At 64.0% G+C, this 16,282-nt stretch carries 18 protein-coding genes; 5 read left to right on the forward strand and 13 right to left on the reverse strand.

Annotation, left to right across the window (positions count from 1 at the left end):
* Positions 1–106 precede the first annotated feature (106 nt).
* Complete coding sequence (locus AC1RRT_RS18980; RefSeq protein WP_493015453.1) at positions 107–1,420, forward strand: flagellar hook-basal body complex protein; 1,314 nt, start codon at positions 107–109, stop codon at positions 1,418–1,420.
* On the opposite strand, the gene AC1RRT_RS18985 is transcribed toward AC1RRT_RS18980, so the two are convergent.
* Entirely contained in the window at positions 1,421–1,816 is a 396-nt protein-coding gene (locus tag AC1RRT_RS18985; RefSeq protein ID WP_493015454.1) for a hypothetical protein, read from the reverse strand. It lies immediately after the preceding gene.
* A gap of 206 nt (positions 1,817–2,022) precedes the next feature.
* Here AC1RRT_RS18985 and AC1RRT_RS18990 point away from each other — a divergent pair, with 206 nt between their 5' ends.
* Positions 2,023–2,469, forward strand: a complete 447-nt coding sequence (locus AC1RRT_RS18990; RefSeq protein ID WP_493015455.1) for a CBS domain-containing protein — start codon at positions 2,023–2,025, stop codon at positions 2,467–2,469.
* Positions 2,470–2,538: 69 nt separating this feature from the next.
* Here AC1RRT_RS18990 and AC1RRT_RS18995 read toward each other — a convergent pair whose 3' ends face one another.
* On the reverse strand, positions 2,539–4,008 hold the full coding sequence (locus tag AC1RRT_RS18995) for a hypothetical protein (RefSeq protein ID WP_493015456.1): 1,470 nt from the start codon (positions 4,006–4,008) through the stop codon (positions 2,539–2,541).
* Positions 4,009–4,224: 216 nt separating this feature from the next.
* Here AC1RRT_RS18995 and AC1RRT_RS19000 point away from each other — a divergent pair, with 216 nt between their 5' ends.
* Both AC1RRT_RS19000 and AC1RRT_RS19005 read left to right on the forward strand, forming a co-directional pair.
* Positions 4,225–4,794: a chromate transporter gene (locus AC1RRT_RS19000; RefSeq protein ID WP_493015457.1), complete on the forward strand. Its 570-nt coding sequence runs from the start codon at positions 4,225–4,227 to the stop codon at positions 4,792–4,794.
* Between the two features lie 2 nt (positions 4,795–4,796).
* On the forward strand, positions 4,797–5,327 hold the full coding sequence (locus tag AC1RRT_RS19005; RefSeq protein WP_493015458.1) for a chromate transporter: 531 nt from the start codon (positions 4,797–4,799) through the stop codon (positions 5,325–5,327).
* A 5-nt stretch (positions 5,328–5,332) separates the two neighbouring features.
* Here AC1RRT_RS19005 and AC1RRT_RS19010 read toward each other — a convergent pair whose 3' ends face one another.
* The 5 genes from AC1RRT_RS19010 to gatC all read right to left on the reverse strand — a co-directional run bounded on the left by AC1RRT_RS19010 (position 5,333) and on the right by gatC (position 10,856).
* Entirely contained in the window at positions 5,333–6,799 is a 1,467-nt protein-coding gene (locus AC1RRT_RS19010; RefSeq protein WP_493015459.1) for a hypothetical protein, read from the reverse strand.
* Between the two features lie 96 nt (positions 6,800–6,895).
* Entirely contained in the window at positions 6,896–7,495 is a 600-nt protein-coding gene (locus AC1RRT_RS19015) for a DUF6655 family protein (RefSeq protein ID WP_493015460.1), read from the reverse strand.
* Between the two features lie 133 nt (positions 7,496–7,628).
* On the reverse strand, positions 7,629–9,089 hold the full coding sequence (gene gatB / locus AC1RRT_RS19020; protein WP_493015461.1) for an Asp-tRNA(Asn)/Glu-tRNA(Gln) amidotransferase subunit GatB: 1,461 nt from the start codon (positions 9,087–9,089) through the stop codon (positions 7,629–7,631).
* A gap of 1 nt (position 9,090) precedes the next feature.
* Positions 9,091–10,569: an Asp-tRNA(Asn)/Glu-tRNA(Gln) amidotransferase subunit GatA gene (gene gatA / locus AC1RRT_RS19025; protein ID WP_493015462.1), complete on the reverse strand. Its 1,479-nt coding sequence runs from the start codon at positions 10,567–10,569 to the stop codon at positions 9,091–9,093.
* A complete protein-coding gene (gene gatC / locus AC1RRT_RS19030) occupies positions 10,569–10,856 on the reverse strand; it encodes an Asp-tRNA(Asn)/Glu-tRNA(Gln) amidotransferase subunit GatC (protein ID WP_493015463.1) in 288 nt (95 codons plus the stop codon). Before gatC ends, gatA begins: the two co-directional genes overlap by 1 nt.
* Positions 10,857–10,923: 67 nt before the next feature.
* Between gatC and ruvX the strand changes: the two genes are divergently transcribed.
* Positions 10,924–11,442 carry a Holliday junction resolvase RuvX gene (ruvX, locus tag AC1RRT_RS19035; protein WP_493015464.1) on the forward strand — a complete coding sequence of 173 codons (519 nt, stop codon included), beginning with the start codon at positions 10,924–10,926 and terminating at the stop codon, positions 11,440–11,442.
* 1 nt (position 11,443) lies between these two features.
* Here the strand turns inward: ruvX and AC1RRT_RS19040 are convergent, their stop codons facing one another.
* From AC1RRT_RS19040 to AC1RRT_RS19065, 6 genes are read right to left on the reverse strand one after another with little or no spacing between them, the layout of a single operon-like run.
* On the reverse strand, positions 11,444–11,719 hold the full coding sequence (locus tag AC1RRT_RS19040; protein ID WP_493015465.1) for a GNAT family N-acetyltransferase: 276 nt from the start codon (positions 11,717–11,719) through the stop codon (positions 11,444–11,446).
* A 41-nt stretch (positions 11,720–11,760) separates the two neighbouring features.
* On the reverse strand, positions 11,761–12,531 hold the full coding sequence (locus AC1RRT_RS19045; protein WP_493015466.1) for an ABC transporter ATP-binding protein: 771 nt from the start codon (positions 12,529–12,531) through the stop codon (positions 11,761–11,763).
* A complete protein-coding gene (locus AC1RRT_RS19050; protein ID WP_493015467.1) occupies positions 12,528–13,589 on the reverse strand; it encodes a dihydrodipicolinate synthase family protein in 1,062 nt (353 codons plus the stop codon). The genes AC1RRT_RS19045 and AC1RRT_RS19050 overlap by 4 nt, the downstream gene beginning before the upstream one ends.
* Positions 13,590–13,616: 27 nt before the next feature.
* Positions 13,617–14,435 (reverse strand): GNAT family N-acetyltransferase, encoded by an 819-nt coding sequence (locus AC1RRT_RS19055; protein WP_493015468.1) that lies wholly within the window; start codon positions 14,433–14,435, stop codon positions 13,617–13,619.
* On the reverse strand, positions 14,422–15,483 hold the full coding sequence (locus tag AC1RRT_RS19060) for an NAD-dependent epimerase/dehydratase family protein (RefSeq protein ID WP_493015469.1): 1,062 nt from the start codon (positions 15,481–15,483) through the stop codon (positions 14,422–14,424). Before AC1RRT_RS19060 ends, AC1RRT_RS19055 begins: the two co-directional genes overlap by 14 nt.
* The gene (locus AC1RRT_RS19065) at positions 15,480–16,277 is read right to left on the reverse strand and encodes an ABC transporter permease (protein WP_493015470.1); all 798 of its coding nucleotides are present in this window, start codon (positions 16,275–16,277) and stop codon (positions 15,480–15,482) included. Before AC1RRT_RS19065 ends, AC1RRT_RS19060 begins: the two co-directional genes overlap by 4 nt.
* Positions 16,278–16,282: the final 5 nt, after the last annotated feature.

Consider the following 16,282-nt stretch of genomic DNA (forward strand, 5'->3'; position numbering starts at 1 on the left):
CAGCTTACCCCCAGTGTTTTCAGATAGATAGCGGGATTTAGCAGTTCGGCACGGGCTTTGCTTCTAAGGCGGTGAGAGAATCCATCTGGACCAGGAGGGTCCCGCCATGTCGTTCAACGCCTTCAACACCGGAGTCATGGGCATCAGTGCCCAGGCGACAGCGATCGGCCATATTTCGGATAACGTCGCGAACTCGACGACCATCGGCTACAAGACCGTCAACACCTACTTTTCAGATCTGGTGTTCAACAAGGTGGCCGGCGACAGCCCGGTCATCGATTCCAACCGCAACATGGGCGTGCTGGCGCGGGCCGATTTCGGCAACCGCAAACAGGGCACGCTGATCAGCGACACCAGCCTGTCGTCCATTGCGGTGACCGGCAATGGCTTCATCCCGGTCGCCAAGCCGACCGGCCTCAACGATGACGGCACGCCAAGCGGCTTTGAAACCGCCAATTACTTCACGCGCCTGGGCGATTTTCACCTCGACAGTTCCAATCGCCTGGTCAACTCGGCCGGCTATTATCTGCGCGCGGCCGCCGTGGGCGGCACCACACCGGCCGATTTCGTCGTCGACCAGAGCGACATTCCGGCGATCCCGACCAGCAGCGTCGACTACATCATCAATCTGCCCGGCAAGGCCCTGCCCGGCAAACAGATCACCGACGGTATCGGCGTCATCGATTCAGCCAGCGAAGAGCGCAATTTCCAGATGGTCTGGAACAAGACCGGCACCAATGCCTGGAACCTGACCATCAATACCGAAGGCGGCACGCCCGCGTCCTTTGGCCCGATCGCCATAACCTTCACGAACAGCACGTTGGCCACCATGACCACGGCCGACACCAACTTGGCGCTGACCACCGCCGGCGCCGCCAGCGCGACGCTGTCCGTGGATTACGGCAGCGGCGCCCAGACCATCGCCCTGAACCTGGGCGAGTTCGGCGGCGGCTTCGATGTCAGCGCCACCAGCAGCCTGACCCAGTTCACCAGCGAAAGCACCGAGGCCTCGAACCAGGTCCTCACTCAGAACGGCCGGCCAGGCGGTGAATTCGACTACGTCACCTTCGATGAGGATGGCGGCATCGTCTATAACTACACCAACGGACGCAGCCGTCTGGGCGGCCAGTTGCTGCTCGGAAATTTCCCTGAAGTCGACCGCCTCGACCGCGTCGACGGCACCGCCTACCTGGCCAGCGGCCGCACCACTTCCGGCAACGTCGTCTTTGGCATTCCCGGCGATCCGACCGGGCTCACCGGCGTGGGCAAGATCACCGCCGGCGCCCTGGAACAGTCGACCGTGGATATCGCCGAGCAGATGACCAAGCTGATCGTGGCGCAGCAGGCCTATGGCATGAACAGCCAGGTGATCACGACGGCCGACCAGATGTGGTCCAAAGCCATCGACATGAAGCGTTGATCAGCCCAAAACGCAGCGGGTCTGCTTGTTCGGGATCGTATAGCGGCAGGTCAGGTCGCGGCCCTTGTTGGGTTGCGCCATCTTGAAGATGTCGCCCTCCATGCGGCGCACCGCATAGCCGTTGGAAAACTGCAGCCAGCCAAAGCTGTCGAAATAGGATGTGACACCGTTGGAGAAGATCAGCTCGCGGCGGCGCCCCTTCTTCACCGTGTATTTCGAGCCGAATTCCAGCGTCCCGTCGTCGAACTCCTTGATCACCAGATCATTGCTGCACAGCGCCTGCTTCGGATCATCCGTCAGGCGGCAGGAAAAGCCCGGTGGCTGATTGGGCGGCGGCTGGTCGACAGCCGGCGTGCTGATCAGGATCGCGAATATGGTGGCTTCCATCAGGTTCATGCAGTGCTCCGAATCCGGACGAAGCCTAGCACAGGTTTTCGCGCTGATTCCGCGCAAAAAGACACCCCGTGAATATCCATCTGCAGCGCTCCTGTGACCATGCCATGGCATTCCCCACGGCCACGGTTGCGCATATATGCTCCGCTCCCACATGTCACCGGCGGCGCCAAAACTGTCGCACCTGATAGGCGTACATGGAGGACACAATGCGCGTGAATGAAGCCATGAGCCGGGAAGTGCGGATCGCCTCCCCCAACCAGACCATTGCCGACGCGGCCCAGATCATGGCCGAGATGGATATCGGCAGCCTGCCGGTGGGCGAAGACGACCGGCTGGTAGGCATGATCACCGATCGCGATATCGCCATCCGCGGCGTCGGCCGCGGGTGCGATCCCGACACCAAGGTGAGCAGCGTGATGACCAAGGATGTGAAATACTGTTTCGAGGATGAAGACCTGGCCCATGTCGCCAAGAACATGGGCGATATCCAGGTTCGCCGCCTGCCGGTGGTAAACCGGCAAAAGCGCCTGGTCGGCATCGTGTCGCTGGCCGATGTCGCCACCGAGGCGCAGCCGCGCCACTCTGTGGAGACGCTGCGCAAGGTTTCCGAACCCGGCGGCGCGCATGGCCAGAGCATATCCGGCATACGCTGAAACCTGATCCTGCTCTAACCCTTCACCGGGTCGGGGCAGTCCGGATGGATCGGATCAGATAGAGTTAAGTCAGGGCGTGAAGTAATTCTGGATGCGCTGGTTGACGGTGGCATCGCTGCAGACATAGCGCGCCGCGATGATGCCGTCAGCCACGCGCATCACTTCTGCATCGGCGGTGAAATCCATACTCAGTAGAGCGCCGCGGATCTCGACGCTGATACGCAGCTTTTCACCCACGGCGATCTTGTCCAGCAGCGTGGCCGGACAGGGTCCGAACAGAATGCCGACCGGACTCCAGTTTTTCAGCGGCATGCGCAGGGCACGCACGATCACCGCATCCTTGGCCGTTCCCACGCCGCGCTGGGCAATGCGCTGGCCGCTGGGCTTGACCACGGTGGCGAGCTGACTGCGATATTGTTCGAGCAGCCGCGACTTGCGCGGCTCCGGGATATCGGCCTGCATCAGCGCTTTGGAAATCTCGGCCGAGAGCATGGCGAAATCGTCCTTGCTGGACAATGCACCAATGAACTGCGTCTTGAACTCTCGATGCTCCATGTAATGGCTGATGATGCCCTGCAGCTCGAAGCGGGCATTGCCCTCCTCGATCTCCCGATAAAGCCGCAGCAAGGTCAGCAGCTTGCGCGACAGTTCGGCATCGCGGCCGATCAGTGGATTCAGCAACTCGGGATTGGCGAAGCGCGTGAAGCGGCGCGTCAGCGCGGCAGCGACATTCTCGTCCACCGCCAGCATCGGCAGCGCGGTGATGCGCTCTTTCAGACGAAGCAGCGCCGTCCACTCGTCATAAACGTCGTGATTATACAGCGGCAGCGTGCCGCCCAGCATCTCGGCCAGGCGCTCGCGCACGGCGGCCTGGCAACGTTCGAGGCTGCCGCTGGCCAGACCGGTGCGCAGGCGGATCAGCGCCGCAGGCACATCGCGCGGCTGCCCCTCGGCGCCGCCCAGCCACAGGCAGAGTTCGATCATGCGGCGTCGGTTGGCATCGCCGAACAGCGCCGTCGCGGCAGGCTTGAGGCGCAGGATTTCCGACAGCGTCTGGTCCGCCATCGTATGGGCTTCACTGCCGATATCGCTCTCGATCAGATCGAGGCAGAGACCGGCGCGCACCTGCCAGTCGGCATTGGCGGCCAGCAGGCTGGCCAGCACCACGCCACCCAGCACCCATTCGTTCAGAGTCTTGCCGTTGAACAGCCCGGCTTGCAGCGCCTGCGGGAAGGTGATGCCCGGCGGCAAGGCGGCCGCCTGCTTCTCGACCCGCTTCATGGCCGCCTCGGCCATGGCGGTCAGTTCCTTCATGCGCTCGGCAACCGGACGTTTGGTATGTTGGCCCTGCAGCAGGGCGATGCGCTGGGCCAGCTCCTGAAAGCGCGCGCCGTCGTTGAGCAGCACCTGATGCTGCGCCGGGCTGAACACCAGCTCGGTCGCCGTGAGACCGCCGCGCTCGAGATACGCCCGCGCGACCTGAAAGATCAGCTCGCGCGCCGGGTCGGCATAAGTCTCGGCTTCGGTTTCACAAAACATTGGTTTTCGGCAAATTTCACGAAGTGGTGATGCTGGATTAGCCCGCACCCGCCCCCCGCGCAACCATCACCCCTGTTGCAATTGTAAATGCTACCCAAGCCTGCTTTGAATTCCTCAAAACACAAGCGCACGCTGATTGACCGGCTTGAGATTTTCTGCAGCCGCCCGGAAGCCTTTTCCATTGGCGCGTGCGCCCGACGGGTCTAATGCACAGGCATGCCAGTCGCTGCCGCCACCCCCGCACAGGTCCCGACGCCGCCGGGCAGCCTGACCGCGCTGTTCCTCGGCTTCCTCGAGATCGCGCTCTGCAGCTTCGGCGGCGCTTTCGTTTGGGCGCACCGAATCCTGGTTCTGCGCCGGCAATGGCTCGACGAGGACGACTTCGCCCAGGCGCTCAGTCTGTGCCATGTGCTGCCCGGCCCCAACATCGTCAATCTCGCGGTCTTCCTCGGTGATCGCTTCTTTGGTCTACGCGGCGCAATCGTCGCGGTCGCAGGCCTGACGCTGGTGCCGATCGGCATCGTGGTGACACTGGAAATCCTTTATCTCGCCTACAGCCATGTCGCCGTCGTGGTCGGGACGCTGGGACATATGAGCGCCGCGGCGGCAGGGCTTGTCCTTGGACTGGGCCTGCGGCTGCTCTGGCGGCTGCCGCGCAGGCCGGCCTGTTATGCCCTGGCAGCCATCGCCTTCATCGGCATCGGACTGCTGCGCTGGCCGCTGCCGCCGTTGGTGCTGCTGCTGGTGCCGCTGGCGCTGCTGCTGGCCTGGATGAAGAAGCTATAGCTATGCAGGATGACAATCCTCTGCTCTTCCTTCTCACCACGCTGGCCGGGTTGTCGTTGGTCTCCATAGGCGGCGGCAATTCCGTATGGCCGGAAATGCACCGCCAGTTCGTCGACATCGCCCGCTGGTTCACCGATGCGGAATTCGTCCAGATGTTTGCGCTGGCGCAAACCGCGCCAGGACCGAACATCATGGTGGTGGCAATCTTCGGCTGGCGCGTGGCCGGCTATGCCGGTGCACTGCTGGCGCCGCTGGCGCTTTGCCTGCCTTCTTCGGTGCTAACCTTCGTGGCCGGGCGACTGTGGCAACGCTTTCGCTTCTCGCCCTGGCGCAGCCGTGCCGCCGTGGCACTGACGCCGGTCAGCGCCGGGCTGGTGCTGGCTTCAGGTACCGTGCTGGCGCAGGACCAGGGCGGCAACTGGCCGATGCTGGCCCTGACTGCCGCGACCACACTGGTGACGGTCTTCACGCGATTCAATCCGCTGTGGTGCCTGGGCGCCGCCGGGCTGCTCGGCGTGCTGAGCAGTCTGTAGTTGGCTCAGCGCGAGAAATAGCTACGAATGCGCTGTTCGGCCTCGTTGTCACTGCAGTAATAGCGCGCGGCGATGATGCCGTCGGTGGCGCGGATGATATCAGCGGAGGCCTCAAAGCGAATGTCGATGCCCTCGTTATGCACTTCGACCGCAAGATCAACGGTATCGCCCGGCTTGAACTCACCAGCTGCTGGTCCGAACAGGATGCCGAGAGTGCTCCAATTGCGCAACGTTACGCGCTGACCGCCAAGGCAAACGGCATCGTTGGGCCCACCCATGACGCGCGGATCGCGGCGGCGCTCGGCCAGCTTCTTGATCTCCATATACTGCTTCAGGATGCTGCCGCGAAACCGGTCGCGGCGATGCTCGGGCAACTCGGGATTCTGCAGAACCTCCTCGATCACCTGAGCTTGGGCAAACATCTGCTCGACGCTGGTGCCCGGTTCAGCGAACTGGGTGCTGAAATCGCGGTGTTCAAGATAGAAGGTCAGCGCCGCCAGAAGGTCGCGGCGGGCCGGACCGTCCTGCACCTCGGGATAGAGCTGCGCCAGATACAGCACTTTTTTGCCGAAGGCCGGAATCTCCGCCAGAGTGCGGTTGAGCTGCTCGGCCTGGGCCAGGCGCAGAAAGCGTCGCGCCAGCGCCTGCGCCAGCACTGGGTCTTCAGCCAGGCCGGCCAAGCTGGCGATGCGCCGCTTGGCCTCGAGCAGATAGGACCATTCTGAAAAATCGCTCTCCGTCGCCAGCGCACCGGGTTGGTCCAGCGCCTCGGAGATCCGGTCGCAGAGCGCGTCGGTGAGGTCACCCGCCGCATTGGCCTGAACACAGCCGCGCAGGCGGGTCTGCAGCGGCTGGACCTCCGGCGCATCCGGGTCGGCCATGGTAAGGCAGGCATCGATCACGCTGCGCGGTGTGCTGGTGAAACCGAAGGCGCTGCCGGCCGGTTCCAACCGCAGCAGCTCGGCCAGCGTCTGCGCCAGCAGTCCAGCCATCTCGTCCTCGGCGCCACTTTCCAGCAGGTCAAGGCAAAGCTCGATCTTGCCGATCCAGTCACCGCGCTCGGCCAGACTGGCAGCGACGATGATGGCGGTGCGGATGAAGCCGCGATCCTGCGTCTCGTGGCACAGTCGACTCAGATCGCTGCCGGTCAGAACGAAATCGGACGGCGTCTGACGCGTCAGGCTGTCGATCAGGCGGATCGCCTGATTGGTCATCGCAGTGAGTTCGCGACGGCGGTCGAGCACCGGCTGGCGTGTCTGCTGCGCCTGCAGCATGGCGACGCGCTGCACCGCATCGGCCAGGCGGTTGCCGTCATTGGCCAGGCTGCGCTGGCGGCCACGGTTGAACATCAGTTCGGTGGCGGTGGCGGTTTCCTGCTCCAGATACGGCCGCATCAACCGGAACACGAGGTCGCGCGCTGGCCCGCGGAACAGGTCGGTTTCGACGAGGCAGAATGTATCCTGATCGCGCATGGAGGCAGTCTCCTGCGCCAGCCATGCCATGCGGAATTTGTGCGGGTAACGTTGAAAACCGGTTACGTTACCGGCCCGTCAGCCCCGGCTCTACCTTTAGTCGCCGATCCAGTCCTTCTTCTCCTCCTCCGGCATCAGGTCGGTGCTGCTCCAGGAGAAGAAGATCAGGAAGACCCAGTCCTTGCGGTTGGAGAAGGCGTAGACCGGATCGAGCGACTGCACCATCAGGCCGGTCTTGGGGTCGTAGGTGGTCGCCGCCAGCTTGACCACGCCCTGCTGGTAGCTGCGCTTGAAGATCGCGATCTCGGGGACCTCGACACCGACCAGCGGCACCGGGATCGCTGGCAGGCCGAACAGCGTGCGGTCGCGATCGACCGACAGTGCGCCCAGGCGCGGCTCGATGATGAGATCGGCCTTGCCCTTGTCGTCCATCAGGTCGCCGCCCTTGCGCGCCACCCGGTCGCGCAGCGCGCTGATCAGGTATTTGCTGTCGGTGCCCTCGACATAGGCTGTGTCGATGAAGACCTTGGTGCCGGGCTGCATGTTGAAGGTCAGCTTGTCGGCGGCGCGGTCCGATGCCGTCGAGAACAGCAGCTGTTCGCTGGCCGAGCGCTGCGGATCGGTTTCACGGCGCGAGGTACAGCCGGTCAGGACCAGCAGCAGGGCGGCGGCGGAGAGAATGGCGGGCCGGATCATCGGGACTCCTCGTCTGGGGGCATAGCCTCAACGACGCAGATCGCGAATAATCCCGCAAAACTGTCAGAAAAAAGGCCGGGGTCAATCGACCCCGGCCCCGCCCAGCTTTGTGCTCACAGCTTGATCACGGGCTTTACCCCGCCAGCTTCTTCTTCAGCAGTTCGTTCACCGCTGCCGGGTTAGCCTTGCCGCCCGAGAGCTTCATGGTCTGACCGACGAAGAAGCCGAACAGCTTGTCCTTGCCCGAGCGATACTCCGCCACCTTGTCGGCATTGGCCGCCATCACCTCGTCGATCACCTTCTCGATCGCGCCGGTATCGGTGACCTGCTTCATGCCCTTCTCTTCCACGATGGTGGCGGCATCCTTGCCGCTTTCCACCATGAGGGCGAAGACATCCTTGGCCAGGCGGGTCGAGATGGTGTTGTCGGCGATCAGGTCGATCAGCCCGCCCAGTTTCTCAGCCGTGATGGTGAAATCTTGCATCGACTGGCCCGACTTGTTGAGCATGCCGAAGTAATCGCCGATCACCCAGTTGGCGCAGAGCTTGCCGTCGCGGCCCTTGGCCACCTTCTCGTAGAAGTCGGCCGACTCCTTCTCGGCCACCAGCACGGAGGCGTCATAGGGGCTGAGACCCAGCTTCTCGATGAAACGCGCCTTCTTCTCGTCGGGCAGTTCGGGCAGCGTGGCCTTGATGCCATCGACCCAGCTCTGCTCGAATTCCAGCGGCAGCAGGTCGGGGTCGGGGAAGTAGCGATAGTCATGCGCTTCTTCCTTGGAGCGCATCGACCGCGTCACACCCTTGCCGGTATCGAACAGGCGGGTTTCCTGATCGATCTTGCCGCCGTCTTCCAGAATTTCGATCTGGCGGCGGGCTTCGTATTCGATGGCCTGCTGCACGAAGCGCACGGAATTGACGTTCTTGATCTCGCAGCGCGTGCCCAGCGGGCCGCCCGGTTTGCGCACGGAGACATTGACGTCGGCGCGCATCGAGCCTTCGTCCATGTTGCCGTCGCAGGTGCCGAGATAGCGCACAATGGTGCGCAGCTTCTTCAGATAGAGGCCGGCCTCTTCCGAATTCCGCATGTCGGGCTCGGAGACGATTTCCATCAGCGCGACGCCGGAGCGGTTCAGGTCGATGAAGCTCTCGCGCGGGCTCTGGTCATGCAGGCTCTTGCCCGCATCCTGTTCCAGATGCAGGCGCGTGATGCCGATCTCGCGGGTCGAGCCGTCGGGCATGTCGAGCAACAGCACGCCCTTGCCGACGATCGGCTGCAGGTACTGGCTGATCTGATAGCCCTGCGGCAGATCGGCGTAGAAGTAGTTCTTGCGGTCGAACACCGAATGCAGGTTGATCTGCGCCCTCAGGCCCAGCCCGGTGCGCACCGCCTGCTCAACGCAATACTTGTTGATCACCGGCAGCATGCCAGGCATCGCCGCATCGACGAGGCTGACCTGATGGTTCGGCTCGGCGCCAAAGGTGGTGTCGGCGCCGGAGAACAGCTTGGACTTGGACGAGACCTGGGCATGGACTTCCATGCCGATCACGATCTCCCACGCACCCGTGGCGCCCTGGATATAATCTTTCTCAGCCATGTTAGGACCTCCACCATGCAGTGGGCTTGGCGGTGAAATTGGCGGCCTTCTCGAGCGTGCGGCCGACGCGCAGCAACTGCGCCTCCTCGAAGGGCTTGCCGATGAGCTGCAGGCCGAGCGGCAGGCCTTCGCTGTTCAGGCCGGCGGGCAGCGACATGCCCGGCAGACCGGCAAGGCTGGTCGGCACGGTGAACACGTCGTTCAGGTACATGGTCACCGGATCGTTCGACTTGGAGCCGATCGCGAAAGCCGCATTCGGCGCGGTCGGCGTCAGGATCGCATCGACGCGCTGGAAGGCCTGGTCGAAGTCCTTCTGGATCAGCGTCCGCACCTTCTGCGCCTTGGTGTAATAAGCGTCATAATAGCCAGCCGACAGGACATAGGTGCCAATCATGATGCGGCGCTGTACCTCGCGGCCGAAGCCTTCGCCGCGGGTATTCTCGTACATCTCGGTCAGGTCCTTGCCCGGCACGCGCAGGCCGAAGCGCACACCGTCATAGCGGGCGAGGTTCGACGAGGCTTCCGCCGGAGCAACGATGTAATAAGTCGCCAGCGCGTAATGGGTGTGCGGCAGGCTGATATCCATGATCTCGGCGCCGGCATCTTTCAGCCACTGCTTGCCTTGCTCCCAGAGCGCAATGATTTCCGGGTTCATGCCGTCCATGCGGTATTCGCGCGGGATACCGATGCGCATGCCCTTCACGCCGCCTTCCAGATTGGCGGCATAGTCCGGCACCGGGCGATCGACCGAGGTGCTGTCCTTCGGGTCGAAGCCGGCCATGGCCTGCAGCATCAGCGCGCTATCACGCACCGTGCGCGTCATCGGCCCGGCCTGGTCCAGCGAGGAGGCGAAAGCGACTATGCCCCAGCGCGAGACACGGCCATAGGTCGGCTTGATGCCGGTGATGCCGCAGAGCGCGGCCGGCTGACGGATCGAACCGCCGGTATCGGTGCCGGTGGCGCCCAAAGCAAAGCCGGCGGAGACGGCGGCGGCCGACCCGCCCGACGAACCGCCGGGCACGAGCTTGGTGCCGTCCGGGCCACGCCAGGGATTCACGACCGGGCCGTAATAGCTGGTCTCGTTCGACGAACCCATGGCGAATTCGTCGAGGTTGAGCTTGCCCAGCATCACCGCGCCCGCGTTCCACAGGTTGGCGGTGGCGGTGGATTCATATTCCGGGTGGAAGCCGTCGAGGATATGACTGGCCGCGGTGGTCAACACGCCCTTGGTGGCGAACAGGTCCTTGATGGCGAGCGGAATGCCCTCCAGCAGGCCGGCCTCGCCCTTGGCACGGCGTGCATCGGCCGCCTTGGCCATCTCGCGCGCCTTGTCGGGCGTTTCGGTGATCATGGCGTTCAGCGACTTGGCCGCCTGCATGCCAGCGATACAGGCTTCCGTCAGTTCGGCGGAGGTGAACTGCTTCTTGGCCAGCCCGTCCAGGGCATCGGCAATGGTGAGCGCGCTCGGGTCGATGGTCATTATTCCACCACCTTCGGCACGGTGTAGAAATCGCCCTGGCGCTGCGGCGCGTTCTTCAGCACAGCTTCCGGCTGGCCGCCATCGGTGACGACATCCTCACGATGGCGCAGCTTCATCGGCGTCACCGAGGTCATCGGGGTGACGTTGTCGGTCGGGACCGCCTGCAACTCTTCCACGAAGGACAGAATCTGGTTCAGCTCCGAGGCCATGGCCTCGGCACGGTCAGGGTCCATCTTGAGGCGGGCCAGCTTGGCGATCTTCGCCACGGCTGCTCTATCCAATGACATGCGCGGTCCGTTCGCTATAGTACCGGGGAGAATCCCCTTGAAATGGCGGCGGAAAGTATCATCCGGCATGTCCACCGGCAACCCTGCACCCCCAGTTGAAACCAGCCAGAAACCGGCCCCGTTCCGGCCCGCCGACGGCCCCATCCGCCTGGAATCCGGCCGCCGCTACCTCGGGCTCGATCTGGGCACCAAGACCATCGGCCTGGCGCTGTCGGATACCGGCCATCATATCGCCAGCCCCTACCTGACGCTGGCCCGGAAAAAATTCACCCAGGACGCCGCCGAGCTGGTCAAAATCGCCGCCAAGGAGAATGTCGGCGCCCTGGTACTGGGCCTGCCGGTCAACATGGACGGCACCGAAGGGCCACGCTGCCAGGCCACCCGCGCCTTCGCCCGCAACATCTCGCTGCAGATCCCGGTGCCCGTCGCGCTGTGGGATGAGCGCCTGAGCACGGTTGCCGTGCAGCGGATGATGACCGAGGAAGCCGACCTGAGCCGGGCGCGCCGCGCCGAACTGGTCGACAAGCTGGCCGCCAGCTACATCCTGCAATCCTATCTGGACTGGGTCCGGCAGCAGCCGGTCTGAGTCAGACGACCAGATCGCTGAATTCGCGATGACGGCGCAGCCAGGCGCTGGCATAGCCACAGAGCGGCAGCACTTTTTGTTGCTGTTGTCGCATCTGCTCCATCAGACCCTGCATGAAGCGGCCGGCCGCGCCGGTGCCGCGCAAGGCGACCGGCGCTTCGACATGCGTGATGGCGAGAACGTCACCCTGCCAGCGGTAGTTCGCGAAGACGGTCTGGCCATCGACATCGAGTTCGAAGCGGCTGTGGGCGGGATTATCATGGACGGCGTTTTCCATACCACCAATGTGATACGGCCAGCGGAAATTTCAAGCCGGGTCTATTCCATGCCCAGCAGGCGGTAGATCCGCTTGGTATAGGTGCCGAAGGCTTCCGAGGTCTTCATGTCGAGGGTGCGCGGGAATGGCAGGTCGATGGTGAAGCAGTCCGCCATGCGGGCCGGACCGGCCGTCAGCACCGCGCAACGCGAGCCGAGGAAGACCGCTTCCTGGATGCTGTGCGTCACGAAGATGATGGTCTTGCGGCTTTCCTGCCAGATGCGCAGCATCTCCAGGTTCATCTTCTCGCGCGTCAACGCGTCCAGTGCACCGAAGGGCTCGTCCATCAGGATCAGCTTGGGGTCATGCACCAGGGCGCGGGCGATGGCGGCGCGCTGCTGCATGCCGCCCGACAGCTCGTAGGGGTATTTGCTTTCAAAGCCGGCCAGGCCGACCATGGCCAGCAGGCCGCGCGCCCGCTCCTTCGCGGCCTTGCGCGGCAGGCCGAGGATATCGGCCGGCAGCAGCACGTTGTCGAGGATGGTGCGCCATTTCAGCAGCAGCGCCTGCTGGAACACCATGCCGACATCGCGGCCGGGCGTGAAGGGCGTGCCGCCACCGATCTCGACCGTGCCGCCGTCATCAGCGTGATGCAGGTCGGCCAGAATCTTCAGCACGGTCGTCTTGCCGCAGCCCGACGGCCCGACCAGCGAGACCAGATCGCCCTCCTCCACATCGAAGGTGACATCGGAGACCGCGATGAAATCCTTGCCACGGCCGCGATAGGTCTTGCGGACGTTCTGGAGGTGAATAAGAGGAGCTACGGCCGTCATGCCAGCCACCGCGCCAGATTGGCCCTCACGAAGGCATCGTCGGACAGATCGGCATGTTCCGTGCTGACGCGATCCAGCAATGCGGCCTGACCGGGGCTGAGGCCTTCCTTCGGATCGAGGCACCAGATGCCCTCGAGCAGTCCCTGACGGCGCAGGATTTCATGGCAGCCGGCGATGCAGCCGTGGAAGTCGTTGGCCACGTCGAAGAAGGCCGCGTTGCAGTCGGTGACGCGGGCATCGAGGCCGAGCAGCTCAGGCGAGACGCTGCCGCTCGCCACGGCGGCATGGGCCTTTTCCAGCAGCTTGACCGCCTGCTGGGTCCAGACCGACCAGTGGCCGAGCAGGCCGCCGACAAAGCGCAGGTTTACGGTCTCGTCGCCACGCTTCACCGTGAAGGGAATGGTGAGGTCGAGGACGATATGGTCATCATTGCCAGTATAGAGCGAGATGCGTTTTTCGGCCCGCGCCGCCGCCACGCCGCGCATCACATCCAGCGTGCGATAGCGGTGGAAGGGCGCGACCTTGATGGCGATGACGTTATCGATGGAGGCGAAGCGCCGCCAGAACTCGGCATCCAGCGCCACGCCGCCAACCGCCGGCTGTAAATAGAACCCGACCAGCGGGATTTCGGCAGCCACCGCCTCGCAATGGGCGATGATCGCGTCGACGCCGGCATCCTTCATGGCGGCGAGGCTGAGAAGACCGGCATGGTAGCCAAGCTTCACGGCGGTCTGCGCTTCCTTCACGGCTTGCGCCGTCTTGCCGGCCAGGCCGCCGACCATGACCAGCGGGCGATCCGTCCAGGCTTTCGCGTCTTCCATGGCGGCCGACAGCACAGGCTCGTAGAGTCCGACATCGCGGATGGCGAACTGCGTGGTGTGCACGCCGACAGCCAGGCCGCCGACACCGGCATCAACGTAATAGCGCGTCAGCACGCGCTGGCGCTTGCGGTCGAAATCGCGGTTGGCGTCCAGCGCCAGCGGATGCGCCGGGATCACCGTGCCCTTGCGCAGGCTGGCGAGAACATCGGCCGGAAGCTTGGAATGATGCAAACCCATGATCTGTCCTCTTATTCCGAATTGCGTCTAGCCGAATTCCGGGCCGGCAATGACAAAGCTGCGCGACGGATCGCCATTGGGCGCGGTGCTGCCCAGCGCCATGCGGCGGAAATTGCGTTGCACCGAGAAGCCGCGGCGCTGAAGCTCGGCACTGAGCAGCGTCCAGCGGTCCGGTACATCCAGGAAAACCGGACCGACGGTGCGATCGAGCGCGGCCGTCATCAGTTGCAGCGCATCCGGTTCATTGGCTGCGCTCAGCGGCCCGATCTGAGTGGCGAGCCGGCCGTTGCGCCCGACCACGAAGCCTTCGCCCTTGCGCAGCGCCAGCACCGGCATGCGATCCGTGAACGAGCGCAGCAGCACATCGCGTTCGGCGCCGAAAGAGTCTGTGTCGAGGCGCAGGCAGGCATCGAGATCGACGGCCGTCACCAGACCGTCCTTCAGGCTGCCCTGCCCTTGCCAGCGCGTGATGCCGAAGACCGGGCGGAAACCGAGCGGCAGATAGACCCGCTCACCGGCCGGCGTGGCGTCGAGATACGGCGTGCGGCCGGCGCGCTGCAGCTCTGCGATGCAATGCTTCAGCAGCCGGCTGCCCAGCCCCTGCTGGCGATGGCTGGCCGTCACCAGCACCATGCTGATCCAGGCGAAGCCGCCATAGGGCAGGATCGCGGCGGTGGCGACGGGATTGCCGTCTGTATTGCGAATGGCGAAGACGCGGCCCTGGTCCAAGAAGATGCGCCAGTCGGCCTCGGTCTGGTTCCAGCCGGCCTCGGCCGACAAGCCAAGCGCCGCCGGAATGGCGGATGCCTCAAGACGATCAATATCGAGCGTCTTAATAGGCGCCATCGCGCACCTCGAAATGCGTCGGCTTGCCCAGGCTGCGGCCGCTGCGCGACACCCAGTCGGCGATCCAGTCCATCATGCTGGCCAGCGGAATGCGCGGATAACCAAACAGCCGCGCGGCTTCGGCGGCGTTGTTCAGCCAGGCCGTCGGCGCTTCCTGGCCGGTGATCACGGCCTTCTTGCCAAAACGCTGGGCAAAGCTCTCGGCCAGCCAGCGCACGGCGATGGTCTCAGGACCAGTCACATTCAACGGCGAGGTCGGCACGGTGGCTGCCTTCAGGCAGCGCAAAGCCTGCGCGTTGGCGTCGCCTTGCCAGATCACGTTGACATGGCCCATGGTGACATCGACCGGCTCGCCATTCAGCACAAGGCGCGCGATGTCATGCAGCACGCCGTAGCGCGCATCGATGGCGTAGTTCAGGCGGAACAGCCGGCCGGGCGTTTTGTGGACCTGCGAGAAATGCTCGAACATGCGTTCGCGGCCGATGCAGGACATCGCGTATTCACCGGGTGGATTGGGCGGCATGTCTTCGGTGGCGCCCTGGCTGTCGACGGGCACGAAGGGATAAACGCAGCCAGTCGAGAACGCGACGATGCGCGCGGCCCGGAAATGCTCGGCGACCAGCGCCGGCACATGGGCATTCATCGCCCAGGTCAGCGCCTGGTTGCCACTGGCGCCGAACTTGCGCCCGGCCATGAAGATGACATTGGCCGCCACCGGCAGTTTGGCGATGGCATCGCGATCCATCAGGTCGGCGGTGACAGTCTCGACGCCGTGGCTTTCCAGGCCCTCCCGCAGGCCCTTCTCGCTGAAGCGGGCAACGCCGATCACGCGCTTGCCGGGTGCCGCGCGCTTGGCCAGACGCGCCATGGTCGGGCCCATCTTGCCGCCGACGCCGAGGATCATGATGTCGCCATCGACCGCTTCCAGATCGGCGGCCAGCGCGCGGCTCGGCCGCGTCATGAATTCTTCCAGCGCCGCCTCGTCGGCAAAGCCCTTGGGCAATGCGCTGTCATCCAGCCAGGTTTCGGTCTTGCCGTGCTTGGTCATGACGAGATCCTCGCATCCTTGCGAATCAGCAGGTGTTCGAGCAGCAGCACCAGCAGGTAGAGCGCGATGCCGAGCAGGGTGATGACGATGACGGCCATGAACATGGCCGGGGTGTCGAGCGAGGCCTGAACCTGGATCATCAGATAGCCCAGGCCCTTGTCAGACGAAATGAACTCGCCCACCACCGCGCCAGCGACGGCGAGGATGGCGGCGACCTTCATGCCGGAGAAGATGTAGGGCAGCGAGCCCGGGAGCTGGATGTAGATGAAGGTCTGCCAGCGCGAACCTTTCAGCGATTTCACCAGATCGAGCAGGTCTGGCTCGACTTCCTTCAGGCCACGCACCGTGGTGAGCAGGATCGGGAAGAAGCAAAGCGACAGCGTGATCAGGATGTTCGTGCCGATACCGTAGGAGAACCAAACGATGATCAGCGGGCCGAGCGCCACCTTGGGGATCATGTTCAGCGTAATGAACAGCGGGAACACCAACAGCGTCAGCACGCGCGACCAGGTAAACATCAGCGCCAGCACGACGCCGGCGACGACCGACACCAGATAGCCGCCATAGATCTCGGCAGCAGTGACAAGCGTGTTGGAGACCCAACTGTAATTGGTCTTGGACAGTGTGGCGAAGATGGCGCTGGGCGCCGGCAGGATGAAGGCCGGCAACTTGGTGGCGCGCACCAGCACTTCCCAGAGGATCACAGCCACCACATGGATCGCGGCGATGGTCAGCCAGCGCAGCCAATGGCTGCTTCTCGGCTTGTCCTCAGGCTGCGCGTTCGGCTCGCTCACGGCCA

The organism is Ferrovibrio sp. GW821-FHT12B10 (assembly GCF_058807515.1).